The organism is Pseudomonas sp. GM18 (genome assembly GCF_000282195.1).
Classification (GTDB): domain Bacteria; phylum Pseudomonadota; class Gammaproteobacteria; order Pseudomonadales; family Pseudomonadaceae; genus Aquipseudomonas.
Genome location: NZ_AKJT01000025.1, coordinates 148,306 through 173,503, shown reverse-complemented (window position 1 = coordinate 173,503; position 25,198 = coordinate 148,306). Strand labels below are relative to the sequence as shown.

At 60.2% G+C, this 25,198-nt stretch carries 22 protein-coding genes; 5 read left to right on the top strand and 17 right to left on the bottom strand.

The features are described from left to right. The 4 genes from PMI21_RS21885 to PMI21_RS21900 all read right to left on the bottom strand — a co-directional run bounded on the left by PMI21_RS21885 (position 1) and on the right by PMI21_RS21900 (position 3,109). Positions 1-279 carry a lipid-A-disaccharide synthase N-terminal domain-containing protein gene (locus PMI21_RS21885; RefSeq protein WP_007935368.1) on the bottom strand — a complete coding sequence of 93 codons (279 nt, stop codon included), beginning with the start codon at positions 277-279 and terminating at the stop codon, positions 1-3. Next, a complete protein-coding gene (locus PMI21_RS21890; protein ID WP_007935365.1) occupies positions 276-1,016 on the bottom strand; it encodes a glycosyltransferase family 2 protein in 741 nt (246 codons plus the stop codon). The genes PMI21_RS21885 and PMI21_RS21890 overlap by 4 nt, the downstream gene beginning before the upstream one ends. Before the next feature lie 47 nt (positions 1,017-1,063). Continuing rightward, positions 1,064-2,041, bottom strand: a complete 978-nt coding sequence (locus PMI21_RS21895) for an NAD-dependent epimerase (RefSeq protein ID WP_007935360.1) — start codon at positions 2,039-2,041, stop codon at positions 1,064-1,066. 279 nt (positions 2,042-2,320) lie between these two features. Next, positions 2,321-3,109, bottom strand: coding sequence for an alpha/beta hydrolase (locus tag PMI21_RS21900; RefSeq protein ID WP_007935359.1), 789 nt, complete (start codon positions 3,107-3,109; stop codon positions 2,321-2,323). Positions 3,110-3,225: 116 nt separating this feature from the next. On the opposite strand from PMI21_RS21900, the gene PMI21_RS21905 reads away from it, so the two are divergent. Next, complete coding sequence (locus tag PMI21_RS21905) at positions 3,226-4,044, top strand: aldo/keto reductase (protein WP_007935358.1); 819 nt, start codon at positions 3,226-3,228, stop codon at positions 4,042-4,044. 190 nt (positions 4,045-4,234) lie between these two features. Here PMI21_RS21905 and PMI21_RS21910 read toward each other — a convergent pair whose 3' ends face one another. The 10 genes from PMI21_RS21910 to PMI21_RS21955 form a co-directional block, all read right to left on the bottom strand. Continuing rightward, entirely contained in the window at positions 4,235-6,049 is a 1,815-nt protein-coding gene (locus PMI21_RS21910) for a DAHL domain-containing protein (protein WP_007935357.1), read from the bottom strand. A 174-nt stretch (positions 6,050-6,223) separates the two neighbouring features. Further along, positions 6,224-7,207, bottom strand: coding sequence for a zinc-dependent alcohol dehydrogenase family protein (locus tag PMI21_RS21915; RefSeq protein WP_007935356.1), 984 nt, complete (start codon positions 7,205-7,207; stop codon positions 6,224-6,226). Positions 7,208-7,240: 33 nt separating this feature from the next. Further along, the gene (locus tag PMI21_RS21920; RefSeq protein WP_007935355.1) at positions 7,241-7,987 is read right to left on the bottom strand and encodes a cyclic nucleotide-binding domain-containing protein; all 747 of its coding nucleotides are present in this window, start codon (positions 7,985-7,987) and stop codon (positions 7,241-7,243) included. A 113-nt stretch (positions 7,988-8,100) separates the two neighbouring features. Continuing rightward, complete coding sequence (locus tag PMI21_RS21925) at positions 8,101-8,526, bottom strand: potassium channel family protein (protein WP_007935354.1); 426 nt, start codon at positions 8,524-8,526, stop codon at positions 8,101-8,103. Positions 8,527-8,581: 55 nt separating this feature from the next. Further along, on the bottom strand, positions 8,582-10,408 hold the full coding sequence (ftsH, locus tag PMI21_RS21930) for an ATP-dependent zinc metalloprotease FtsH (RefSeq protein WP_007935352.1): 1,827 nt from the start codon (positions 10,406-10,408) through the stop codon (positions 8,582-8,584). Between the two features lie 106 nt (positions 10,409-10,514). Next, on the bottom strand, positions 10,515-12,905 hold the full coding sequence (locus PMI21_RS21935) for an exo-beta-N-acetylmuramidase NamZ domain-containing protein (protein WP_007935350.1): 2,391 nt from the start codon (positions 12,903-12,905) through the stop codon (positions 10,515-10,517). Continuing rightward, on the bottom strand, positions 12,857-14,128 hold the full coding sequence (locus tag PMI21_RS21940) for a putative glycoside hydrolase (protein WP_007935340.1): 1,272 nt from the start codon (positions 14,126-14,128) through the stop codon (positions 12,857-12,859). The genes PMI21_RS21935 and PMI21_RS21940 overlap by 49 nt, the downstream gene beginning before the upstream one ends. Beyond that, on the bottom strand, positions 14,125-14,973 hold the full coding sequence (locus PMI21_RS21945) for a polysaccharide deacetylase family protein (RefSeq protein ID WP_007935338.1): 849 nt from the start codon (positions 14,971-14,973) through the stop codon (positions 14,125-14,127). The genes PMI21_RS21940 and PMI21_RS21945 overlap by 4 nt, the downstream gene beginning before the upstream one ends. A 418-nt stretch (positions 14,974-15,391) precedes the next feature. Next, on the bottom strand, positions 15,392-16,759 hold the full coding sequence (locus PMI21_RS21950) for an erythromycin esterase family protein (RefSeq protein ID WP_007935336.1): 1,368 nt from the start codon (positions 16,757-16,759) through the stop codon (positions 15,392-15,394). 186 nt (positions 16,760-16,945) lie between these two features. Then, positions 16,946-17,866, bottom strand: coding sequence for a universal stress protein (locus PMI21_RS21955; protein ID WP_007935334.1), 921 nt, complete (start codon positions 17,864-17,866; stop codon positions 16,946-16,948). 259 nt (positions 17,867-18,125) lie between these two features. On the opposite strand from PMI21_RS21955, the gene PMI21_RS21960 reads away from it, so the two are divergent. Next, the gene (locus PMI21_RS21960; protein WP_007935333.1) at positions 18,126-19,364 is read left to right on the top strand and encodes an MgtC/SapB family protein; all 1,239 of its coding nucleotides are present in this window, start codon (positions 18,126-18,128) and stop codon (positions 19,362-19,364) included. Positions 19,365-19,479: 115 nt separating this feature from the next. On the opposite strand, the gene PMI21_RS21965 is transcribed toward PMI21_RS21960, so the two are convergent. Continuing rightward, complete coding sequence (locus PMI21_RS21965; protein WP_007935331.1) at positions 19,480-20,046, bottom strand: GNAT family N-acetyltransferase; 567 nt, start codon at positions 20,044-20,046, stop codon at positions 19,480-19,482. Positions 20,047-20,365: 319 nt separating this feature from the next. Between PMI21_RS21965 and PMI21_RS21970 the strand changes: the two genes are divergently transcribed. Beyond that, on the top strand, positions 20,366-21,301 hold the full coding sequence (locus PMI21_RS21970; protein WP_007935330.1) for a universal stress protein: 936 nt from the start codon (positions 20,366-20,368) through the stop codon (positions 21,299-21,301). A 101-nt stretch (positions 21,302-21,402) separates the two neighbouring features. Here PMI21_RS21970 and PMI21_RS21975 read toward each other — a convergent pair whose 3' ends face one another. Then, on the bottom strand, positions 21,403-21,948 hold the full coding sequence (locus PMI21_RS21975) for an Hsp20/alpha crystallin family protein (protein ID WP_007935328.1): 546 nt from the start codon (positions 21,946-21,948) through the stop codon (positions 21,403-21,405). A 142-nt stretch (positions 21,949-22,090) separates the two neighbouring features. After that, positions 22,091-22,987: a DMT family transporter gene (locus tag PMI21_RS21980; protein ID WP_007935326.1), complete on the bottom strand. Its 897-nt coding sequence runs from the start codon at positions 22,985-22,987 to the stop codon at positions 22,091-22,093. Between the two features lie 90 nt (positions 22,988-23,077). Here PMI21_RS21980 and PMI21_RS21985 point away from each other — a divergent pair, with 90 nt between their 5' ends. Both PMI21_RS21985 and PMI21_RS21990 read left to right on the top strand, forming a co-directional pair. After that, complete coding sequence (locus PMI21_RS21985; RefSeq protein WP_007935324.1) at positions 23,078-24,409, top strand: aminotransferase-like domain-containing protein; 1,332 nt, start codon at positions 23,078-23,080, stop codon at positions 24,407-24,409. 184 nt (positions 24,410-24,593) lie between these two features. Further along, positions 24,594-25,163, top strand: a complete 570-nt coding sequence (locus tag PMI21_RS21990; RefSeq protein WP_007935322.1) for a YceI family protein — start codon at positions 24,594-24,596, stop codon at positions 25,161-25,163. Positions 25,164-25,198: the final 35 nt, after the last annotated feature.

Genomic DNA, 25,198 nt, shown 5'->3' with positions numbered 1-25,198 from the left:
TCAGTCCTTCAGGTGTTTGGTGCGGGCAATCAATTGCAAATTGCGCAGATAGACGATGGAACCAAAGGCCTGGCCAGCGATGAACACCGGGTCTGCCCGGTAAATGGCATAAGCGAGCAGCAGGGCGCTGCCGACAATGCTCAGGTACCAGAAGCTCACCGGGATCACGCTGCGTTTTTTGTATTCGCTGTACAGCCACTGCAAGATGAAGCGACCGGTAAAGGCGATCTGGCCAGCGAAGCCGACCACCAGCCACAGTGTTTCGCGGGAGACGTTCATCCTTCGATCTCCTGTGCGTTGGTGTTCAACCGCGTGCGTTTGATCAGCCACCACACGCCGAACAGGTCGAGAATGCCTACCAGGGCGCGGTCAATGTTGCCGTATTTGGACACCCCGGCGGTGCGAGGCCGGTGGTTGACCGGGTGGACGATCATTCGGCCGTTGTGACGCTGGATCAGCGCGGGAATGTACCGATGCATGTGGTCAAAGTACGGCAGGCGCAGGAACGCCGCGCGCTCGATCAGCTTCAGCCCGCAGCCGGTGTCCGGGGTCGAGTCATTGAGCAGGCGGCTGCGCAGCCCGTTGGCGAAGCGCGAAGCCCAGCGTTTGCTCGCGGTATCGCGGCGGTTGACCCGGTGCCCGGCCACTAGCTGAACGTCGACCAGCCCCTTTTCACCGCGCACCAGCGCCAACATCCCGGGGATGTCCGCAGGGTCGTTTTGACCGTCGCCATCAAGCGTGGCCAGCCATTGCCCACGGGCGGCGATTGCCGCGTGGTAGAGCGAGGTGCTTTGCCCCAGCGAGCGCTCATGGCGCAGGATACGCAACGCGTCCAGGCCGTTGTTTTTCAACTGCCGCAGTTCATGCAAGGTGGAGTCGGTGCTGCCATCGTCCACCACGATGATTTCGTAGGCCTCATCGGCCAATGCGACGCGGATTTCCTCAAGTAACGGTTTGAGGTTGTTCGCTTCGTTCTTTGCTGGAATCAGTACAGATACAAAAATGTCTTGGCTCATAGAGTCCCCCCCTTGCTCCTTGGTCTTTTATTTATCAAGGGCTCGATTCATATCTGATAGAAGTGGCGATACCACTTCACAAATTCTGCCACACCGGTCTCAACCGTCACTTGAGGACGGAAGTCGACCCACTCGGCCAGTGCCGAAATATCGGCCCAGGTCTTGATCACATCGCCTGCCTGTAGTGGCATGAAGTTGCGTTGGGCCTTGATGCCCAGCGCCGATTCCAGGCAGTCGACGAACTCCAGCAGCGGCACTGGCTGGCCGCGGCCTATGTTGAAGATTCGGTTTACGCCATCGCCAGGCTCGTTCGGCACCGGTGGCTTGGAGCGCAGGCGGGCGATGCTTTCGACGATGTCGTCGACGTAGGTGAAGTCGCGCGACATCTGGCCATGGTTATAGATGTCGATCGGCAAGCCTTTGATGATCGCCTCGGTAAACTTGAACAGCGCCATGTCGGGGCGCCCCCAGGGCCCGTAAACGGTAAAAAAGCGCAGGCCGCTGGCTTTCAGGCCATAGAGATGGCAATAGCTATGCGCCAGCAGTTCATTGGCGCGTTTGCTGGCGGCGTACAGCGAAATAGGATGATCGACGGCGTCTTCGACACTGAACGGCATTTTGCTGTTGGTGCCGTACACCGAGCTGCTCGAGGCATAGATCAGATGCGCGGGGCGATGGTGCCGGCAAGCTTCCAGCACATTCAGAAAACCCACCAGATTGGACTGCGCGTAGACGTCCGGGTTGTCCAGTGAATAGCGAACACCCGCCTGGGCGGCCAGGTGCACAACCTCGGTGAAAGCATGAGCCTGGAACAACGCCATCAAGGCCGGTTTGTCGACGATGTCCAGGGCCTGGAAACGAAAGCCCGGCAAGGATTCCAGCTCTTTGAGCCGCGCGTGTTTGAGTTCTACGCTGTAGTAGTCGTTGAGATTGTCGATACCGACCACTTCAAGGCCTTCGCGACACAAACGCTTGACGGTGTGATACCCGATGAAACCGGCGGCGCCAGTGACCAGAACCGTCATGAGGCCTGCGCCTGTGTGCGACTGATTCCCATCCTGCGCAAAGGACGCCTTTGCATGACAACCCCCTGTAAGTGTTTGCTGATCAACGTATTTTTTTGAATCGATACCACCGATGGCTCCATGCCACGCTCCGTTGTTCTGTTGAAGGTCTGCGCAACGCCCATCATGAGCCGCAGAACTCGCAGCCGTATACCATGCCAGTTGAATTGTAAAAAAAATGTTAAGTGTTCATTTCGATCTGATGCCCGCCTCCTTATAGGCCTGCGGTTGTGATGGCCCTCACAACGCGGCACCCAGCATCTTAAGGTATTTGGGGCTCTCGGAGATCGTATTGTGGCCGGTTTCCGGTATGACCTGCAGCGAGGCCACACCCTTGGCGAAATGGGTGTAGAGCTGGTCTGTGCTTGCGCGCGGTATGACTTCGTCATGCTCGGCCGCAACCAACAGCGTCGGGACGGTGATGTGAGCGGCGTATTTCCAGGATTCGAACTTGTCCTGAAGCAGCCATTTCACCGGGAACCAGGGGAACTGGCGGGCGGCGAGATCTTCAAGGCTGTTGTAGGGCGTGATCAGGATCAGTCGCGAGGCCGGGCGTTGGCTGGCCAGACGCACGGCAACGCCCGAACCCAGGCTGCGCCCGATCACGGCGATATCGGGGTGGGTGTTGTAGACAAAGTCGAACAAGGTCATGGCATCACGCTGAATCGCCTCCTCGGAGGGCGAGCCGGTACTGCCACCGTAGCCTCGGTAATGCAGCAAGTAGATCGCATGATCCGCAAACGCCTGCGAAAACTCGGGTAGGCTGCGGGAAACGTCCTCGGCATTGCCACCAAAATAGATCAACGCCTTCGGCCCGTCATGCGGCCTGACGGTCACCAGCACCTGCGCGTCGGCAACTGACAAGGTAAGAAGCGATTCGGGTGTGACGATGGCGCGAGGTTGCGGGTAGTAGATGAGGGCCCGTTGAAACACGAACAGCGCGGCGCAGAGCAGCAGGTATGCAACGGCAATGAAAGCGAAGAGAGACACCAGGGTTCGCGACATTCGGCTAAGTTTAGTGGACGACATGGACTGCTTCGGGCCTGGAGACAGCTATTGCTAGAGCGTCGCCAGAGTGTAGTCCAGCAATTTCAGCTGTGCAGGAGAGCCGCCCAAACCCCCTCGCCACACCAGGAGGCAAGAACATGCTGACCCGAGCCATTCCTTCCAGCAACGAGCCGTTGCCCATCGTCGGCTTGGGCACTTATCGCGGTTTTGATGTCGCGCCTTGCGATGCCGCTTACAAACAACTGCACGCGGTGCTCAGCGCGTTGTTCGAGAAGGGTGGAAAGGTGATCGACAGTTCGCCCATGTACGGTCGTGCCGAGCAGACGACCGGTGAGTTGCTGTCGATCCATCGGCCGCGCTCGCCGGCCTTCCTGGCCACCAAGGTCTGGACCCGTGGCCGCGAAGAAGGCATCGCGCAGATGGAGCAGTCGTTCAAACTGTTGCAAACCGACCGGATCGACCTGATGCAGATTCACAACCTGCTGGACTGGAAAATCCATCTGCCGACCCTGCGTCAATGGAAGGTAGAAGGGCGCATCCGCTACATCGGCATCAGCCATTACACGGCGTCGGCCTACGACGAAGTGGAGGCGGTGTTGAAAGCCGAACCGATGGATTTTTTGCAGATCAACTATGCCCTGGACGACCGCGCTGTCGAGAAGCGAATCCTGCCGCTGTGTCGTGAGCGCGGTGTGGCGGTGATCTGCAATCGGCCCTTCGGCGGCGGTGGCTTGCTCGCTCGATTGAAAGGCAAACCATTACCGGGATGGGCTGCGCAAGTAGGGATCAATAGCTGGGCGCAACTGGCGCTCAAGTTCCTGCTGGCTCATCCGGCGGTGACCTGCGTCATCCCCGGCACCGGCAACCCGCGTTATATGGCGGAAAACGCCGGTGCAGGTGGAGGCCCGATGCTCACGGATGCGCAACGCCAGCAATTGATTGCGCTGGTGGGTTGACGGCTACCTTGTAGCAGCTGCCGAGCAGCGCGAGGCTGCGTTCGCTTGTAGCAGCTGTCGAGCAGCGCGAGGCTGCGTTCGGCTGCGCAGCAGTCGTAAAATCAGAGCTCGCGGTGTATCAGACGAACCGTGTCAGCCGGACTCACGACGGCTTCGCCGCCGAACGCAGCCTCGCGCTGCTCGGCAGCTGCTACAGGCTTACGGCGGTAGGCACTGCATGCGCCATCTCCAGCGGAATCTCCAGGGTAAAAACCGCTCCCTGGCCGGGTCCATCGCTATGGACGCGAAGGTGCCCGTTCATCTCCACCGCCGCGAGCGCGCAACTGTGCAGGCCAAAACCATGACCTTCCTTGCGCGTGGTAAAGCCGTGATTGAAGATGCGGGCCATGTTCTCGGCGGCGATCCCTTCGCCCTGATCCTCTACGCTGAAGCGCAGCGTTGCGTTATCGATAATCCTGACGCCCAGCGTCATGCGGCGTTCATGATCGCTGACCCTGGACATCGCATATTTGGCATTGCTGATCAGGTTGATCAGGATCAACAGCAGTCGGTGTTTGTCGCCGATGATGGTCGGTGTGGCCTGGTAGTCTTTGATGACTGTGACGTGGTGCCGACTCAAGGCGCCGGAATTCATGCGTAATGCATCTTCGAACAGATCGACGACATTCAACGGTTCGACCAGCCTGGCGGCGCCGGCATAGGCCTGTTGGGTGGCGACGATGTCTTTGATGTGATCGATGCTTTTGGTGAGTTGCGCCAGCTCGTCAACGATGCTCGATTGCTCGGCCGCGATGGAATCGACCAGTTGATTGAAGTAAAGGGGCAGCAGTTTGCCTTTTTCATCGTGCGTCATGAACTGCCCCAGGTCTTCGGCATGTTCATTGATCATTTTTACCGCTTTACCCAGGCCGAGGGTTTTGCTGGTCGACAATTTGCGGGTGATCAATTCCGCGGAGACGTTCACGCTGTTCAGTACATTACCGACATTGTGCAGCACGTTGGTCGCGATCTCTGCCATACCGGCCATCCGCGCGGCGTCGATCAGTTCGCGCTCGGCTTCCAACAGTTCGCGAGTACGTTCCTCGACGCGTTGCTCCAGTCGCTCGTTTGCCGTCTGCAATTGGTTGTTCATCTTGTTGATCAGCGCATAACTGCGAATCAGACGAGCGGCCAGGTACAGCAACAGCAGCGCCATGATGGTGGCGCAGATCCCCAGGTAAAGATGGTATTGGCGATCTGTCGCGGCTGTGCGCCGTTGTGTCTCGTTTAATAACTCGTTGATGCTGTCCAGTTGCTGTGCAACCGGAATGACACTGATGCGATCAACCAGGTCATTGACGATGGGTTGCTCAAGCACAATCGCATTCACTGCATCTACCAAGGCAGTGAAAGGCGGGCGCTGTTCAGGCGGCAGTTGATGGATGTATTCATCCAGATATTTCAGATGTCCGGATATTTCCTCAGCCCTTTCGCTGGCGACATAGAGGGCGTATTCAAGGGTGTCCAAAGTAAGGTCGAACACCACTGAGGCCGCCCGAGCATCCACCGACGAGAGTTTGTCGTTGGAATCTTCCAGCAACACCCGAATGGCATCTTCCAGCGTAGGCAAGGCCTCGAATGCTGTTCTCAAGGCCGTGTTGTGCTGTTTGAATTGCTCAATCAACCGGGTTTTGTTTTCTACCGCATCCAGATAACCCTGGCGTCGAGATTGCCAAAGGGTCGAGAGCGGGCCGACCGCGTTAAGGCTATCGAGCTGTTCCCAGCGTTCTTCCGCTTCAGGCGGCGCCACCAACAGCAGGTTGTTGTTCATGCCGATTTTGGCCCGCAGGACCTTCACGTTCCAGTTGGCATCGTATTGCTTGAGTTGACGCACGAAGTCGCGCGACTCGAAGTAGGTCGATGTGTCGTACGAGTAGGATTTGATCAGCAAAAATATCAGTACGCTGAAGAGGGTCAGAGCAATGGCGGCCAAGGCAGACCATTTGTAATGATTAGAAATCTGCATGGCGGCATTCCTCCTTGATACAGGCTGTCCTGAGAGAGAGAGGCCGCCAACGGTCAATTAATTCCATTTTTTTTTGCGCTCCCTGCAATATGACGAGTGATCGCCACGTCATCCGTAAGCCTAGCGTTGTTGGTGGACGGTGCCGGAAAAACCACCGAACGGCAGGGGCGAGCGTCAGGGAATGAGCACGATCGCCCCTTTGACCTGACCGGCCCTCAGGTGTGCCAGCGCCTGATTGGCATCGTCCAGGGCAAAACAGGTGACGTCGCTGTGCACGGGCGTATGACGCAGCTCTTCAAAAAACGCTGTGCCATCTTCGCGGGTCAGGTTCGCCACCGAGCGGACGCTGCGTTCGCCCCACAGCAGTCGATAGGGGAAACCGGGGATGTCGCTCATGTGGATGCCCGCGCAAACTACACAGCCGCCCTTGACGGTGGCTTCCAGCGCCAGTGGCACCAGTGCACCGACGGGGGCGAAGATCAGGCTGGCGTCGAGCGGGTGTGGCGGTGGCTGATCCGAGGGGCCTGCCCACGCCGCTCCCAGGGTTCGGGCATAGGCCTGGCCCTCGCTGTCGTCCGGTCGAGTGAAGGCGTACACCTGCTGTCCCCGGCCCCGCGCCACCTGAATCGCCAGATGCGCCGCCGCGCCGAAGCCATAGAGGCCCAGGTGGCGTGCGCCTTTGGCCATTTGCAAGGCGCGAAAACCGATCAGCCCGGCACACAGCAGCGGTGCGGCTTCGGTCGCCAGGAGCGCGTCCGGGATGGGGAAACAGAAGCGCGCGTCGGCAACCGTGTAGTCGGCATAACCGCCATCCAGATGACAGCCGGTAAACTGTGCCCGGTCGCAGAGATTCTCCCGGCCCGAGCAGCAGAACGTGCACTCACCGCACGTCCAGCCAAGCCAGGGAACCCCGACGCGCTTGCCGACCCAGTCGGGCGCGACGTCGCCACCCACCGCCGTCACTTCACCGACGATTTCATGGCCCGGCACCCGCGGCAGCACGGCTTGCGGCAATTCACCGTCCAGCAGATGCAGATCGGTGCGGCACACGCCGCAGGCCAACACCTTGATCAACAATTGCTGCGCGCCGGGCTGCGGCACGGGACGTTCTTCGCGTTGCAGCGGCTGGCCGGGGGCCTGCAGAACCATGGCGCGCATAACGATTCTCCAAAACCGATGCACCGCAAGGCGTCAGAGGGGCGTCTCCCGGTGGCAGCCGGCGACCAGTTGCTTGAGCCCGTCCAGATCCAGGACTTTGACATTACGCCCGGAAATCTCGACCAGCTCCAGATCCCGCAGATGAGCGATGCCCCGACAGATGGTTTCCAGGCGCAGGCCCAGATAGGAGCCGATCTCTTCGCGACGCATCTTCAGTACAAAGTCTCGGGACGAGTACCCCCGAATGCGCAGCCGTTGCGACAGGTTCAGCAGGAAGGCGGCCAGGCGTTCATCGGAGTTCATGTTGCCCATCATCATGAGCAGGTTGTGCTCACGCACTATTTCCCGGCTCAAGATCTTGTTCATGTTGTGTTGCAACGAGGGCAGCTCCTGAGCGAGCTTCTCCAGTTGAGCGAAGTTGAAAGGGCAGACTTCACTGTCCTCCAGGGCAAAGGCACTGCAGGTGTGCCGATCGTCGCTGATGGCATCCAGACCGAGCATCTCTCCGGGTATCTGAAAACCGGTGACCTGCTCGCGACCGTCGAACGACAGCATGCTGGTCTTGAATGAACCGATCCGTACCGCGTAGAGCGAGCGCAACGGATCGCCGGCCCGGTACAGGGCCGCACCTTTTTTAATCTTTATACGTTGAATGATCAGGGTATCCAGCCGTTCGACTTCGTGGCTGGTCAGGCCAATCGGCAGACACAACTCCAGAACGCTGCAATTGGAACACGCGGCTTTCAGATAATGACGTTGATACGGCCGGGTTTCAGGCATTGCAAACGTCCCCCTGACAAGAGCTTAAAGCATAGTTCGGATCACCGTTTCAATCGGGCGTTTACAGGCTCAATCGATGAGCGGGAAAAGGCTTGCCCCTGTTGAGCCGGGCGCTATTTGCTCCTCCAGTATTTCTGCATCTCCAGAAACAGAAACGAGGCGGTCCAGGAAATCAGCACCAGCCCCGTCAGTGCCTCCAACCCGGTCAGGTACTTGAGGTTACCCATGGGTGAAATGTCGCCGAAACCGATGGTCGTGAACGTGGTGAAGGAAAAGTACACGCAGTCCAGGTACGAGCCATCGAAATTGCCGCTCAGGCTGCCCCATTCACCGGAGCGGATCAGCAGGTAATAGACCAGTGCGAAACACCAGACTTCTATCGCATGGGCCAGCATCGCGCCGAACACCCCGGCGACGATCCGAAAGCGGCTCCAGAGTTTGAGCCTGGGCAACCAATCGTTCAGGCGCAGCAGGCATTCGTAATGGATCACCACCGTGACGACCACCACCAATGTGTTGATTAGCGTGACTGCGAACATGATGAGCCTTCAGCGATTAGGGCAGGGCGCCGTCTGCGGGCGATTGATCGCAGCGTCACGGTGCTGGTGATGCCGGGGTGGGCTTGAATGGCATCAGCGGTGGAAACTCCTCGGGCGTGAGGGTTTCCTTTTCCAGCAACAGGCGGGCACCTTCGTCCAGGTCGGCCCGACGACTCTGGAGCAGCGCCTTGGCCCGTTGGTAGGCTTCATCGAGCAGGGCACGAATACCCAGGTCGATTTCCCGAGCGGTCTGTTCCGAATAATCCTTTTCGCCCATCGTGGCCATGCGATCTCCCAGGTACGTTGGGGTTTGCTTTTCCAGCACCGACTGGCCGAGCTCGGGGCTCATGCCGAAGCGGGTGATCAGTTGCCGGGCGATATCGGTCGCGCGACCCAGATCGTCGGCGGCCCCGGTGGAGATCTGGCCATAGACAAGGTCCTCGGCGGCGCGCCCGGCCATCAGCACGACAATCCGGTCCTTGAGCGTCTGGCAACTGATCAGGAAATGATCCTCGGTCGGTCGCTGCAAGGTATAGCCCAGCGAGCCGATGGCGCGGGGCACGATCGAGACTTTATGAACCGGGTCCATGGCCGGCAGGCTGCTGGCGGCCAGGGCATGCCCCATCTCGTGATAGGCCACCACCCGGCGCTCGTCGGGGTCGAGCAGGCTGCTTTTGCGTTCAAGCCCCGCGATAAGGCGTTCCACTGCGGCGGTGAAGTCGTTCAGGCTGACCGCCTCGGCGCCGCGACGGGTGGCGACGATGGCCGCTTCGTTCACCAGGTTGGCCAGGTCGGCGCCGGTGAAACCGGTGGTGATTTCGGCGATACGTGCGCTATCGAGGCCTGGTTCCACGGTGATTTTCTTCAGATGAACCTTAAGAATCGACTGCCGCCCTTTGCGATCGGGGCGGTCGATCACAATCTGCCGGTCGAAGCGCCCGGCGCGCAACAGCGCCGGGTCGAGAACCTCCGGCCGGTTGGTCGCAGCCAGCAATACCACGCCCTCACGCGGATCGAAGCCGTCCAGTTCGGCCAGTAACTGGTTGAGGGTCTGTTCTTTCTCGTCATTGCCGCCTAACACGCCGACGCCACGCATCTTGCCCAGCGCGTCGAGTTCATCGATGAAGATGATGCAGGGCGCCGCCTGGCGTGCCTGTTCGAACAGGTCGCGGACCCGGGCCGCACCGACCCCGACGAACATTTCGACAAACTCCGACCCCGAAATCGAGAAAAACGGCACACCGGCTTCACCGGCGATGGCTTTGGCCACCAGGGTCTTGCCTGTGCCTGGCGGGCCGACCAGCAAGGTGCCCTTGGGAATGTGCGCGCCCAGGCGTGCGTATCGGGCCTTGTCCCTGAGGAACGAGACGATTTCCACCAGTTCGGCCTTGGCTTCGTCAATGCCCGCGACATCGGCGAAGGTCACCCCGGTGTCGCGTTCGACAAAGATCCTGGCCCGCGACTTGCCGACATTCATCAACCCGCCAAGGCCTTGTTTGTCCGCTATCCCGCGAAACAGGAAATTCCAGAACACCATGATCAGAATGAATGGCAAAAACCAGCCCAACAGGCTGTTTATAAAGGTGTTTTCATTGACCCCGGTAAAACCGACGCCCGATTGGGAGAGTTCGGTCGCCAACGCCGGATCGACCCGCACCGTGGAGAACCGCTCGCGTCCATCGATGGGCTCCACCAATTTGCCGCTGATCCGGTCCTTGTCGATCTGCAAGTCACTGACTTTTTGCTCGTTCAACAGTTGCATGAACTGGCTGTAGGGGAGGGGCTGCACAGCCTGGTGCTCGACAAAGAAAACCTGCATGAGGCCCATGACGATAAAAGCGATCGCCAAGTAGGACAGGTTCCACTGGTCATTCTTTTTCATGGCCTTGGCTCAGAGTGGGAACGCGTATCGGTAAGACAACGGCCAACCCGTTTAATAAAGATAGCCTGCTTCAGCTTCTCCCTCGCACAGGGCGCTACCGGGCAGGTCAATACAGCAAGTTCTCCTGCCGTAGCCGCGCAAAGTGTGCAAGTGGCACCGCGTCGAGCGCCTGCGCCGCGTCAGGTGTCGCGCCGTCGTGAATCGCCTGCCACACGCTTTGCGAACCGATCGAATCACGGGTCGCCGCCAGGTCGAGTACGTGGGGATAAAGCGTGTGCAAGGTGGCGAGCAGGGCCAGCCCCAGGCTGGCTACCGGACGTTGCGCAGGCGTTGAGACGCGGGTGATGCTCACCCCATGACAGAGCCGACCATGCCAGTTTGATTCGGTGGGGACGAAGTCGACCGGCTCGAAATGCGCGCCGACGTCAAACGCGTTCAGCGCGTTTGCGAGCCGGGTCGCGTCGATCCACGGCGCGCCGACCCACTCGAACGGGTGCGGTGTGCCGCGCCCCACACTCAGATTCGCCCCTTCGAGCAAGCCGATATCCGGGTACAGATCCAGCTGGGGTAGCGTGCGCAGGTTCGGCGAGAGTGGCACCCAGCCCAACCCGGTGTCGGCAAAGGTCATCGCGCGCCGGTATCCCTGCATCGGCACAACGCGCAGATCCGCACCAATGTGCTTGTTGCGGTTGAATAGACTCGCCAGCTCGCCGACTGTCATGCCGGGCTGTAGCGGTGCAGGGAAATAGCCCGTAAACGATTCGCGGCGACTGTCCATTACCGGCCCGCCGAAGCGCTGCGCACCGAGCGGGTCGGGCCGGTCCAGTACGAACAGCGCAATGCCTTGCGCCGCTGCGGCTTCGAGTGCGTAGCCGAGTGTCGTCTCATAGGTGAAGAAGCGCACGCCGGCATCCTGAATGTCGAAGATCAGCGCATCCAGCCCTTTGAGCGAACCGGCCGGGAAGCGCTGCGTTGCGCCATAGAGACTGTGCACGGTGAGGCCCGTCGCCGGATCGAGGGTGTCGCCGACCCGTTCGTCCACGTCGATGTTCAGCCCATGCTCCGGTGAGAACAATGCCGCCAGCCTGACACCTGGCGCGTGTGCGAGGACGTCGACTGTGCGTCGGCCTTTGGCGTCGAATCCGCTGCGATTAGTGATCAAGCCCACGCGCATGCCGGCGAGCGGGGCAAATTGCTGTTCCTCAAGCACGTCAATGCCTGTCTGCACCGGGCCCGTCGAGGAGGGCAGGTGATCGGCGGCACGCAGCGCCGGCAACGCCGAGGGCAGCAACCGGCCGATTTGCGCGCCGTTCGCAGGTGCTGCGCGACTTGCCATCAGTGCAAGCAATTGCGCACGAAGCGGGCGAGCGTCACCGCTGTCATCGGGATACACCCGGTTGCTCAGGATGACGATGAATTGGCGTGTCACCAGATCAATCCACAGCCCCGTTCCGGTGTATCCGGTATGGCCGATGACGCCAATCGGCGGCAGACGATCATGGTTCGGCACGAACGGTGCGGCCAGTTCCCAGCCGAGGCCGCGCCACGGTACGGTGTCGAGCGGCGAAGCGGCGCTCGCGAGGGCGGCGATGCTCGCAGGCCGCAGGATCTGTCGAGTGCCGGCGCGCCCCTGGTTCAACACCATCTGTGCGAAACGCGCGAGATCGTCCGCCGTGGAAAACAGCCCGGCGTTGCCGGAGACGCCGTCCATCCATTGGGCCGTCGGATCATGCACGTGCCCCCGCAGCGTGCCAGCCTTGTTGGCGATCGTCGGCGCACTGCGCATTGCTTGCTGGGCATCCGGCAGAAAAAACGTGTCGCGCATACCCAGCGGTCCGAAGATGTGAGCCTGGCAATAGGCGTCGAGCGGGCTGTGGGTGATGCGCTCGACCAGCTCGCCGAGCACCACGAAATTCAGGTCACTGTAAATGACTTGGGCACTCGGTGCGTTGCGCAGCCGCTGCGCCGCGATGGCGCTCAACACACCTTTGCGGCCCGCACGGGCTGGCCGCAAAGGCAAGCCTGGGCGCAGCCCGGAGGTGTGCGCAAGCAGGTCACGCACCGTCACCGCCTCTTTGCCGTACGACCCAAAGGCAGGCCAATACCGCGCAACGGGTGCGTCCAGGTAGATGCGGCCCGTTTCGGCCAGTTGCAGGATTGCCGTGGTCGTCGCGATGACCTTGGTCAGCGATGCCAGATCGAACTCGGTGTCCAGCGTCATTGGCTCGCGGGGGGGCGTCGTTGTGCGTTGTCCAAAGGCCTGGCGATAGAACACCTGCGTGGAGTCACCGATCAGGACAACGGCCCCCGGAACGCGTCCGGCGGCAATCTGGCCTTCGACGATCTGTGCAGCTTGCAGGCGCGCCGTCGCATCGAGATTGGTGGCGCATGCAGTTTGCGCCGCCATCGCCAGGCCAAGCAGCATCGCCCAGCGCTTCAGCACAGCGATCAACGGTGTGGCAGATCGGCGGCTTCGTAGTGATTGCGTGGGTTCCATAACATCCATCCATCGGTGTCGGCGGCGTCTGCGGCGTTAACCTGCGCACTGATCGCGGCCTCGTCAAACGGGCGACGATCGAAGGCATAGTCGCGAAAGGCCTGCAACCAGGGACGAAAGCGCACGCCCGGCAGATGGGTGCGCTGCATCGCCTCTGCCAGGGTACGCCTGACAATCTGGCCGGGGTCGGCTGTCGGGTTGGTAAAACCCGGCAGCCCCCATGTGAAACCGGACGGGTACAACATCGGAGAAATGTAGTCGAGCTCCGCGCCCAGCAGTTCGATTTGTTGCCCGATTGCCGTATCGTCCTGATTCCAGCAGACGTAGCCGAAGATGTCCGCGGAGACGAATACATTGTAGGGGGCGAGCCGTGCGCGTGCGGCCTGCAGAAAGCCGATGATCGCCGCGGTCCGGTTGGCGCGGTTGTTGGGGAGGGCAAAGCGTAGCCCGCTCTTGTCGGGAAAACGCACATAGTCGAACTGGATCTCGTCGAAACCCATCTGCGCGGCCTCCTCGGCGATATCGAGATTGTGCTGCCAGACCTCGTGCGAAAACGGATCCATCCATTGCAGTTCTTCGAGATCCCGCCACGGCTGGCCGTCAGCGGTGTGCACGCTCCACTCTGGATGCGCGCTGGCAAAAGGATCGTCCTTGAACACCACGATGCGCGCGATCAGGTACGGGTGTTGCGCGCGCAGCTTGGCAAGCAGCGCCGGAAAGTCGCGCATCTGAGGTGCCCGTGTGGTCAGATGGGCCGCGGCGCCGATCGTCTCGCGCGCCACGCTGCGATAGGGTGTCAGGCCACGGTCACCCTTGACGTCGATCACCAATGCATTGATTTCGGTGTTTTCACTAAGGCTGACAACGTTGTTGCGCAGGGTCGAACTGGTCACGCCGAACACCGACAGATAGACCGCTTTGGGGCGAAACGGGGTCAGCGCGAGCGTCACGGGCGTTTCGTCGCTCACTTTGGCCTCGGTGCGCAAATACCCTGGGGCGCGGGCTGCGACACTCTCGACCGCCTGAGCCGTCTCGAACCGCCCGTTTTCGTCGGTACGCATCACGCCGGCCGACGTCGTGATGATTGCGTCGGCGAGCGGGTTCTGCGTGCTCGAGTCGAGTACGACACCAGTGACGGCCAGCGCGCCTCGCCCGGTCAGCAGGGCAGTGACGACCAGTAGTGCCGGGATCGCATAGCGCCTCAATGCGCGGATGAAGGTCATTGCAGGTTCCCCACTGCGGGTGTCGGCGGGGTGTTCGGTTCGCCGAGCAGCTGCGCGAACGCGCGTGCGCCGTAGGCATCACTCATCAGAAAGCGCGGCAGGGCGAGTAGTCGCGCGTGCCGGTCGGTCTTGCGCGCGTCTAGTGTGAAGGCCACTGCGTAACCCTCGTCGCGGGCGAGTGCGATCAACTCGTCGTCATAGATACCGAACGGCCACGCGAGCATGTCGACCTGCGCACCGGTTTGCGACTCGATGCGTTGACGTGATTTTTGCAGTTGGGTACGGACGAATTGCTGGAAGTCCGCCGGCGTACGGTGCCTGCGCTCGACGTTGAAATTGGGATGCCAGAACGTATGCGACTGGATGTCGATGAGTCCGGTCTGTTTCAGGGTGCGCAATTGCTCCCACGTCAGCGCATAGGAAGCGTTCGAGATTGCCGATGGATAGATAAACAGGGTGACCGGAAAGCGCTCGCGCAGGACGACGGGTAGCAGTTTGTCGAATACTGAACGATGCCCGTCGTCGACGGTGATAGCCACCGGCTTCGACGCCAACGTCGCATCGGGATCCCGCAGCCAGTCGACCACCTCACGCAGCGACACGATGTGGTAGCCGTGCTCGTGCAGGAAGCGCAACTGGGTTTCGAAGGTGCTCATGCGTACGGTCATCGAGTCGTCCGCCGTGTCCGAGAAACGGTGGTAAACAAGGATCGTGACGCGTGGCTCGGCGCTCTGTGCGGCGCCGTCCGCGCTCCAGGCCAGTGCGCAGACGCATGCCAGCATGACGCGGATCAGAAGCCGGAACGCGATGCTGCCACCGATACACGCCATGATCTTCCCGCACATGGCAGCGCTCCTGCGCGAGCTGTTTTTCACGCGCGTTGCCTGTCGCGAGAGCAAGCCAGACGCTTGCAGTGTGCATTGAGCGTTCATCGTCTATCTGATGCAGCAAGCCCTCGTGGGCGGATCACTTTATGAAGGATATGACACTCTTTTGAGGTATGCCCCCCATGAACATCGATAAGGCGATCTCGGACCGTCGCTCGACGCGGGAGTACACGACAGACCGGTACTCATACCTGGACAACCAAACCCGGGAATTGCGTTTCAATATGGCGCTGCTTTCCAGCCGACTGGTGAAGGTGATCGACTGGATGGGAAGAAGCAGGAACCCTCGAAGAAGTCGCCAGACTGGCTGGCGACTGGTTCGAGAAGTATTTGCGACGGTAGTCATCCCACGCAGACAACCACCGTCTGATGCCTGTCATACGCCAAATGGAAAGGTTTCGTCTTCCGGTTCCAGCGCCTGGCTTTTCGGCAGGGGCAACGCTGTTACCGGCTGCGTCTGTTCAATCCAGACCATGGCGTCGAATTGTTCGGTCAGCACTGACTCGAAGTAGTGGCTGCTGCGCTCGCTTGCGGGTCGATAGATCACACCGATGGCCCGCTCCAGCAGAGGTTTGGACAGGGCTCGGCGCAGCTCTTTTCGCTGTGGGTCCCGCCAGTCGGTCAATGAAGCCGGGACACCGGCGTTGAGGAACTGGCGCTCCCAACTGTCTGGCCGAGACGGCCGGATGTCCTTGATGAGCATCTCGCCATCCCAGTCATTGGCCGCGGCCACCTGGCCACGGTCGGTGCTCATGCCGATCAGAACCACATCGCGCCCGTAGGCACTGCGGCACAGTTGACCGATATTGAACTGACCCTTCCAGCCCATTTCCGTGGCGGCTGCATTGCCGATATGGGAGTTGTGCGCCCACACCACAGCTTTGGCTTGAGGGCCGCGGTGTTCGAGCAACGCACGTAACGTGTCGAACATGTGCCTGTCGCGCAGGTTCCAGGAGGTCGTCGAACCTCGATAAATCGCTCGGTAATATTGTTCCGCCGCCTGGATCACCCGGGCGTTCTGGGTCGCATCGAAGAACGCCTCATCATCCTTGATGGCCCCGGCCAGTTGCTCGGCCAGCATGGCATTGAGCTGTTCGACCACCGCATGTTCGCAGGGCATTATGCCGTCGTGTTCGACAAAGCGGCCGTACAGTGCAGGATCATCCTGCCACGGGGTCAAGCAGCCATAGCGACGCCGTGCTTCGTGTGCCAGCGGCGGGTCGGCACGGTCCAGATAGCTCAGCACCTCGTGGATGGAGTTGCGCAAACTGTAAACGTCCAGACCGCGAAACTCGACGCGATCTTCAGGCGCGTGTTTGTGATTGTAACGATGCAGCCAATGGGTGAACGCTCTCACATCGGTGTTGCGCCACATCCAGGTCGGGAACCGGCTGAAAATGTGTCGTGCCCAGGCCGAGCGCGCCAGCCCCCGGGCATATCGGTCCACATGACCCGCGTCTGGCCAGTCTGCTTCAACGGCCACGATATTGAACCCGTGCTGCTCGATCAGCCGTTGGGTAATCGCTGCCCGGGTCCGATAGAAGTCACTGGTGCCATGGCTGGCTTCACCGATCATCACCACGCGGGCATCCGCGTAGCGGTCGAACATTTCACCAAAGGCTTGTGAGTTCAGTTCCGGCAGGGGTTCGGCGTATTGACGCAGGAGCGGGACGATGGAGGCCTCGTCTATGTGGGTATGCGTGCCATACAGCTGGTTCAGCATGTTTTGGGAAGGTGTGTTCATGAACGTCATCCCCATAATGTCGGGTTAGTCGACGTGCAGTGCTACGTAGTGTCATGTCGACGGCCAGGGGCCGCGCTGACTTGTACATTTTTGATCCGGTCCCTCTCAGAAAAAAGCCCCCTGCCGGTTTCCCGACAAGGGGCCGGGCCAGCGGTCAGTCGGCTTTGATCGGCACGAAATAGCTCTCTACAGTTCCTCAGGTGAAACCACCCATACACTGCACGGCATTTTGTACAGCAGATGCTCCACCGTGCTGCCCACCAATCGGCCCACGCCCCGTTGGCCGACCCGACCCATGACAATCACGTCGATGTCGTAGGCATCGGCGTATTGGGTGAGGACCTTGCTCGGGTTGCCCATGATCATGTGCTGTTGCTCCGGCGCAATACCATTGCGCTCGGCCAGTTCGCGGAAGGCATCGGCCTGTGCGTCGAACAGCGTCTTGGCTTTGCCTGAAGAAAATAACGCCGGGCTACTGTCGAAACCGAACTCGTCCGCGCTGATGGATGAAAGGTCGTGGGCATAGATCACGTCGAGCTGGGCATTACAGGTGCTGGCCAGTTTTGAGGCCTCGCGCAATATCCTGTCGTTGAAATCCTTGTACTGAGTGTTGCTATGGAAGGGATCGACCGCGGCGACGATCCTGCGCGGCAGCGCGTGTTGCGCATGGCTGACAAAATGCAGCGGCACCGGGCATTCGCGCAGCAAATGGATATCCAGGGGCGTGAACATTATCCGTGACAGCAGCGACTCGTATTCCAGTGCCTTGATCAGTACCGCCATGGGCTGTTCTTTGAGATGAATGAGGATTTCCTGCAAAGGTCGTTCAACCCAAACCACCTCCGTGGTGACGGGCACCCCGATTTTACGCAAGGGGCGGGCCTGTTCTTCGAGCCATTGCCGATGGCGCTCGACATACCCCAGCCGCATCTGCTCCAACGCTTGTTCGTTGACCATGCTCGCCGTTGCCAGGCCTTGCAGGTAATCGAAGGCGACGATGTGCAGGGCCGCGCCCCAGGCCTTGGCCAACGCAGCGGCGCGGTCGAACGCGGGGCTGTTTTCCATGAGGGGCGAGGCGACCAGCATGAAGCGTGATTGCTCAGACATGACCAAACTCCCGTCAATAATCGTAGATATTCCTGTGCTCACTGGCACCCCTGCGTTTGGGCAGTGGTCCTCTGACTTTTATCCTGCCGCTGACCGGGGGGGCGGGATTGATCTTTATCAATCTGGCGAGTGATCCAGCCTGCGGCCCGACGTGTGGCGGGGCGCGCTGTGTCCATCTACAACATATTGACCATTATCAACCTCTCCTGCGTCATGCCGGCGTAGTCTAGGGGTTGTGGCTTACCCGGACGGGAATCACATGAACGACACCTTGGGCCTGGCAGGGGCGGCAGCAGCGCTGGGGATCGGCATGCTCATCGGCCTTGAACGTGAACGGCACAAGGGGCGGGGGGACAGTCGTGCCTGTGCCGGATTGCGCACGTTTGCGATCACCGCATTGCTGGGGTATGTGGCGATGCAGGTCGGTGGTGGTCTGCTGTTGGGAACCATGGCGATCTGTCTGGCCTTGCTGGTCACCGTGGCTTACTGGCGAAGCCTGGGCAATGATCCTGGTGTCACCAGTGAAGTGGCATTATTCACAGTATTGGTATTGGGGGCGTTGTGTGGCACCGCGCCCGAGTTGGCTATTGCCATTGGTGTGGTGGTGGCGGGGCTGCTGACGTATCGTCAAAAGCTGCACCACTTTGCGCGTAGCCAATTGACTGAAGCGGAAATGCGCGACGCTCTGGTGCTGTTGGTCACCGCGCTGGTGGTGTTGCCACTGGCGCCTGACCGTTTTATCGGTCCGTATGCCTCTATCAATCTGCGCACCATTTGCACCTTGACCGTGTTGCTGATGGCCGTCGGGGCGATAGGGCATATCGCCGTTCGTATCCTGGGCACTCGTTACGGCTATGCGGTCAGCGCCATCGCCTCCGGATTCGCTTCCAGCATCGCGACCATCGCCGCGATGGGGCACCTTGCCGCCAAGGAGCCAGGCAACATCAAAATCCTGAGCGCGGCAGCGATGCTGTCCAACCTGGCTACCGTCATTGAGGTCGGCCTGATCCTGGGGGCGGTCGACACCGGTCTGTTGCGGCACATGTGGGGACCGCTGTTGTGTGGTACCGCCGCCACGGCGCTGTATGGCTTGAGCCTGATGTTCGCGCAACCTGCGAGTGACGCCAATCAGCCGGTCAAGGTCGGCGGTGCGTTCAACCTCAAGCTGGCCCTGGTCATCACACTGACCATGACCGGCATCACCTTTGTGTCTTCGATGGTGCTCAACCACTTTGGCGAAGTGGGTGTGATGGTCACGACGACGCTCACCGGTTTCGCCGATGCCCATTCTTCGACGGCGTCCATTGCCGCCCTGGCCAAGGCCGGGCTGTTGCCGTTCGACGCTATTGCCGGGCCCACGCTGGTTGCCGTCAGCAGTAACTCCCTGAGCAAATGCCTGGTGGCCTGGGTCAGCGGCGGGCGTCGGTTCGCCGCGTATATCATCCCCGGCCAGGTCTTGCTGACGTTGGCAATGTGGGCGGGCATGTTGCTGCATTAACGTGCATCCGAGTGCTGTAGCTGACAAAGATCAAGTCGCCTGAGTCTGCTGCGATCACTCTGGGGTTCTACCCCACGACAGACCGTTGGCCGGTACGTCGTGGGGCAATCGGCTTTTACGACATATACAGACTATGGATAACCTGATGGCTGTCGTTGGGGTCATTGTGCCTCTCGAAATCCAAGGCTTTGGCCAGGTCGCGCATGGGGATATTGTTTGAGGCGTCGATCGAATACATCTGATGAAAACCGTTTCTGCGGGCGGCCTTGATCAGATGTTCCATCAAGGCGGTGCCGAGGCCCAGATGCTGCCATTCATCGGCGACCGTCACTGCGCACTCACACTCATGTTCCGACGTGGCGGCGTAGCGGCTGATGCCGATTTCAATCAATTTGCCGTTTTCGTGAACCAGCGCGATGTAAGCCATGCGCTGTTTGTTATCGGTGTCCATCAACTGATCGAGCATGGCGGCGCCGGGCTCGTTGATCTGCGCGAGAAAACGCATGTGCCGGGACTCGGGCGACAGGCGCTTGATGAAGGCGTATTCAAGTTCGCGGTCCTTTTCCAGCAGTGGCCGGATCAGCACATGGCGGCCGTCCTTGAGCGCTTCGATCCAGTACTTTCCGGTGACTGCGGCATAGGCGGCCGCGGCCCGATCATTGTGGTCTTTGACAGTGAGCATGGATGATCCTCCATCTTGTTTGAAAGGTCGGTGCGTATTCACCCACCACGCGGTTGATTCATTTCTACGCCACTGGCAGCCCTTGAATCTGATCTGGATCAGACACCCGCCACGAGGGCGTTCATTGGCGGGTATTTGATGTAAATCAACCTCGGGGAGGGGGTAACGAGCGCAGTCTTGGCCCCACGAGGCAGGGTTCAAGCGTCGGGCGGTAAGCCGATCGCTGGCCGGCCATTATTTGATAAAAATCAGAGCCGCATGGCGAGAGCCCCCGATACTTGAGTCACAACCTGAAGCTATCCAGATGAGGTGGGTGAGGGTGAGAATTCAACGTTTGCTATTGATTGCCCCAACCGAAATGGTCCGTACCCCGGCGTTCGATCGGGCGCGGGCCCTGGCCTGTGCAACCGGTGCGATGCTGCACATTGTCGCTTTCGATTATGTCCAGGCGCTGGCGGCGGCCGGTCTGTTTGACCACGACGCCATGGCTCAGGCGCGGGAAGGTTACTTGCAGGTACATCGTCACTGGCTGGAGCAGCAAGCCCGGTTTCAGCGATGCGAAGGCGTGCAGGTGAGCTCTGAAGTAGTGTGGGCCAGACCGACCCTGGCGCATCTGCTGGAGTACGTGAATGACTTCCATGCGGACCTGGTGATCAAGGACACCCAGCGCGTGTCGGCGCTCGACCGCGCCTTCCACCGGCCCCTGGACTGGCAGTTGCTGCGTGACTGTCCGGCACCGTTACACCTGGTTATCGATGCTACGAATCCGAAGCCGTTGAGCATACTCGCCACCATCGACCTGTCCCATCTGGAGGCGCTGACCCTGGGGCTCAATGACCGGATTCTCGACCTTGCCTCAAGCCTGGCCGAATCCTGTGGCGCCACCTTGCACCTGCTCAATGTCAGCGGCTGGTCGGAGTTGGGGGAGGCGCAAGTGAATGTGCCGACAGCGACACTCGATGGCAGTTTGAGAGACGCCGTCAACGATGCCCAGTTGGAGGCCTTTGAAGCGCTTGCCGAACGCTATGGAGTCGAGAAACAACGGCGCCATCTGCTGCCCGGCATCCCTCCCAAGGTCATTGCCCATTTCGCGCAACAACATGCCTTCGACATGGTGGTGCTCGGAACGACCTACCATCGGGGGATCGATATATTCATCGGCAGTACGGCAGAAAGCGTATTGAACCGGTCACCCTGCAGCCTGACGATCGTCAAGCCATTGCCCCGGATCGACAGAGAAGATGAACCCGTGTGACCTCGATTGATAAAAATCAACTGCCCATGAACGTACAAAAAAGCCCCTCGCCGGTTTCCCGACAAGGGGCTTCTGGTTGCGTCAAGGGCGGTCTCGGCGAGTTAGCGGGATTTGATGGGTACCCGTTTATCCGCGCTGATGGCTTCGGGCCTTTTTGGCAGCGAAATGCTCAACACACCTTTGTTGAAACTGGCTTCGATCTTGTCGGTGTCGACGCCTTTAGGCAGGCTGAATGCCCGCTGAAAGGAGCCATAGTGACGCTCCGACAGGTGATAGCCTGTTCTTTTTTCTTCCTTGTCCTCTTTCTTTTCACCCTTGATGATCAGGTTGCCGTTGGACAGTGTGAGCTCGATATTATCCTGGTCCATGCCTGGCAGTTCTGCGGTTATTTCGAAGCTTTCATCTTTCTCGGTGATGTCCACGGCAGGCAGGCTGCGACCGATAAAGTCCCGGCTCCAGAACGGTTCGACATCAAACAGACCACGTCTGAAGGGTGTCAGCATAGAGCCACGATTGAAGTCTTCGAACAGGTGATCAACCTGTTGACGCAGTTTTTCCAGGGGCCGCCAAGGGTCTTGCACCACCGGCTGCCGACTGGTTTTGTCTTCGTCGGTGTGCACCGGCAATTTTTTCGCGAAGTTGGCCATTTTCATTCCTCCTCTCCAGTACTGCGATGGACCGGTAACATCCCGGAGGCCGGTCCACCACGACAATTCAGCCCTTACATTAAAAGATTAGTCTTCCTGTGGCCCCGAAGGCTGACCAACAGTCGGTTTCCGACCGAGCTGTCTATTTCGAGAATTTGCGTGCCCCGGCCACGCAAAGAATCACCGCCGCGGTCACCCCCAGCATGCCAAGGCTGACCTGCTCATGCAGCAGCGTGGCCGCCAGCGCCAGACCAAAAAATGGCTGCAGCAGCTGAAGCTGGCCAACGGCGGCAATTCCGCCCTGAGCCAGGCCGCGATACCAGAACACAAAGCCAATCAACATGCTGAACAGCGACACGTAAGCCAGGCTCAACCACGCGGGCGGGGTGATTGCCGAGAGCGAAGGCGGGGCCAGCAACCAGGTCAGCGGAACCATGACGGGCAGCGACAGCGCCAGGGCCCAGGAAATCACCTGCCAGCCTCCCAGTGTCTTGGAAAGCTTCGCACCTTCGGCATAGCCCAGCCCGCACGCCAGGATGGCCAGCAACATCAGAATGTCTCCCGCCGGCGAAGCCGTCAGGCCCTGGGAGACGGCAAACCCCACCACCAGCAGGCTGCCCAGCACCGAGAAGAACCAGAACACCGGCCGGGGTCGCTCGCCACCGCGCCAGACCCCGAAGGCTGCGGTGGCGAGCGGCAACAGGCCAACGAAGACGATGGAGTGCGCAGACGTTACATATTGCAGCGCCAGTGCGGTCAACAGCGGAAACCCTAATACAACGCCCAGGGCCACGATTGCCAGGGAGAGCAGCTGATGCCTGGCTGGCCGTTTTTCCTTGAAGAGCATCAGCATGCACAGCGCCAGAATGGCAGCGATACTGGCCCGGGCAACCGTCAGGAAGACCGGATCGAACTCCAGAACGGCCACCCGTGTCGCCGGCAGCGAGCCGCTGAAGATGAGCACGCCGATGAATCCGTTGAGCCATCCGCTCGTGGTCTTTTCCGTGGTGTGGTGTTGCAGGTTGGATGTACGTTCCATTCTGGATCCCCTTCATGCTCAGGTTGCATGGGAGGCATCGTATGGACGAAACTCAATACAATCAAAATATTGTCATGGATACATCTGCTCATGCCTCGTTCCCGCTACAAATCACTGGTGGATACGTTTGCCGCGGATATCCGTTCAGGACGCCTGTTGCCGGGCACGCGCCTACCGACCCACCGCCAGTTGGCGACCACGGAAGGCCTGGCCCTGGTGACGGCAAGCCGAGTCTATGCGGAGTTGGAAGCCATGGGCCTGGTCAGCGGGGAGACGGGGCGGGGGACGTTCGTCAGGGAAACCTCGTGGTCGCCCAACCAGGCTATCGATCAACACAGCGTTGCCGCCGGCATGACCGACCTGAACTTCAACTACCCGGCGCTTCCCGGGCAGGCCGAACTGTTGCGCAATGCCCTGCGCCAGCTCGCCTCGGCCGGCGATCTGGAAGCGCTTCTGCGCTACCAGCCACACGCCGGGCGCCCGCATGAGCGCGCCGCTGTGGCGCGCCATTTACGCGTTCGAGGGCTGACGGTTGAGGCTGAGCAAGTGCTGATCGTCACTGGCGCCCAGCAAGGGCTGGCGGTGACGATGATGGCGCTGTTGCAACCCGGTGACGTGATTGCAGCCGACGCATTGACCTACCCGGGATTCAAAGTCCTGGCCGACACGCTGCACCTTGAAATCGTGCCCATTCCGGTGCTCGATCACGGGCCTGATCTGCAGGCGCTGGAAAGCCTGTGCCGCCATCGACGCGTGCGGGCGGTGTACACGATGCCGACCCTGCACAATCCGCTGGGCTGGGTGATGAGTGCCGAGCAACGCGAACACCTGGTGACGATTGCGCGCGAGCATGGGCTGCTGATCATTGAGGACGCCGCTTACGCCTTCCTCGCGGAGAATCCCCCCGCACCGCTGGCGGTACTCGCCCCCGAGAGGACGATTTACGTGTCAGGGCTGTCCAAAAGCGTGGCCACCGGATTGCGCGTAGGCTTCGTCGCCGCCCCCCTGCAGAACGTGCCCGCGCTGGAGCGCACGATCAAGGCGACCACCTGGAATACCCCGGGTGTGATGACGGCGATTGCCACCACCTGGCTTGATGACGGCACCGTCATGCAACTGGAAGCCGAAAAGCGCCGGGATGCGCAGGCCAGGCAAATCGTGGCCGGCGAGGTACTGGCGGGGCTGCGCTGTATTCGCCACCCATCGTCGTATTTTCTTTGGTTGCCATTGTCGGAAGACGCACGGGCCGACCAGATCGCCATGGCGTTGATGCGGGAAAACGTGTCGGTCTCTACCGCCGAACCGTTTGCCACGTCGGCCAATGTCCCGCACGCGTTTCGTCTTGCGCTGGGCTCCGTGGAGATGGGCGCGCTGCGAGAGGCGCTGGAGAAAGTGAAGTGGATGGTGGGGGCTTATACATAGTCAGCCCCTACAGACGAATTCTTAAGGTGTAATGCGACCTGAAGCAGCTGCCTCGCGAGCTCGGCAGCTGCTACGGAGCGTAGTTTGGCTGGAATAACCCTCGAATATTTGCTTAAGTCCAGCTATCGCAGCCACACGGGTGCGGCACTTCAACTCCTGAAGGGCGTTCCACCCGGAGAGTTCCATGCACTTTCGATTCCCGCGTTTAGCCGCATTGCTTGCCATCCTCACGATCGGCGCCTTGCCCTGCGCCCAAGCCGTCGAATACACCCGGGTGAACACCACCGCCAGCAAGATCTCCTTCACCTATAACCAGTTCGGCTCCAGGGTCTACGGCACCTTTGGCAAGTTCGACGCCACGCTCGATTTCGACACGGAGAACCCCACCGCGGCCCACGCCAGGATGACCATCGACCTTGCGAGCATCGACGCCGGCAGCAGCGATGCCAATACCGAGCTACAAAAGCCTGCCTGGTTCAACACAGAGGATTATCCGGTGGCGACCTTTGAGTCGACCCGGGTAAAAGCACTGGGCAATCAGCGCTACCTGATCACCGGCAAACTTAACCTCAGGGGCATGACGCGCGAGTTGCAGGTGAAGGTGCTGTTGAAGCCGGAGCAGGCTATCGGGATTTTCGATGGCGACATCATTCTCAAACGCAGCGACTTCAAGATCGGGGAAGGGGAGTGGGCCGATACGGTGGTCTCCAACGACATCAACATCCGCTTCCGCATCGTCGCGCCGCAGCGTTGATTTTCCCGCAGGGTGCTCGATCTGTGACAATAGTG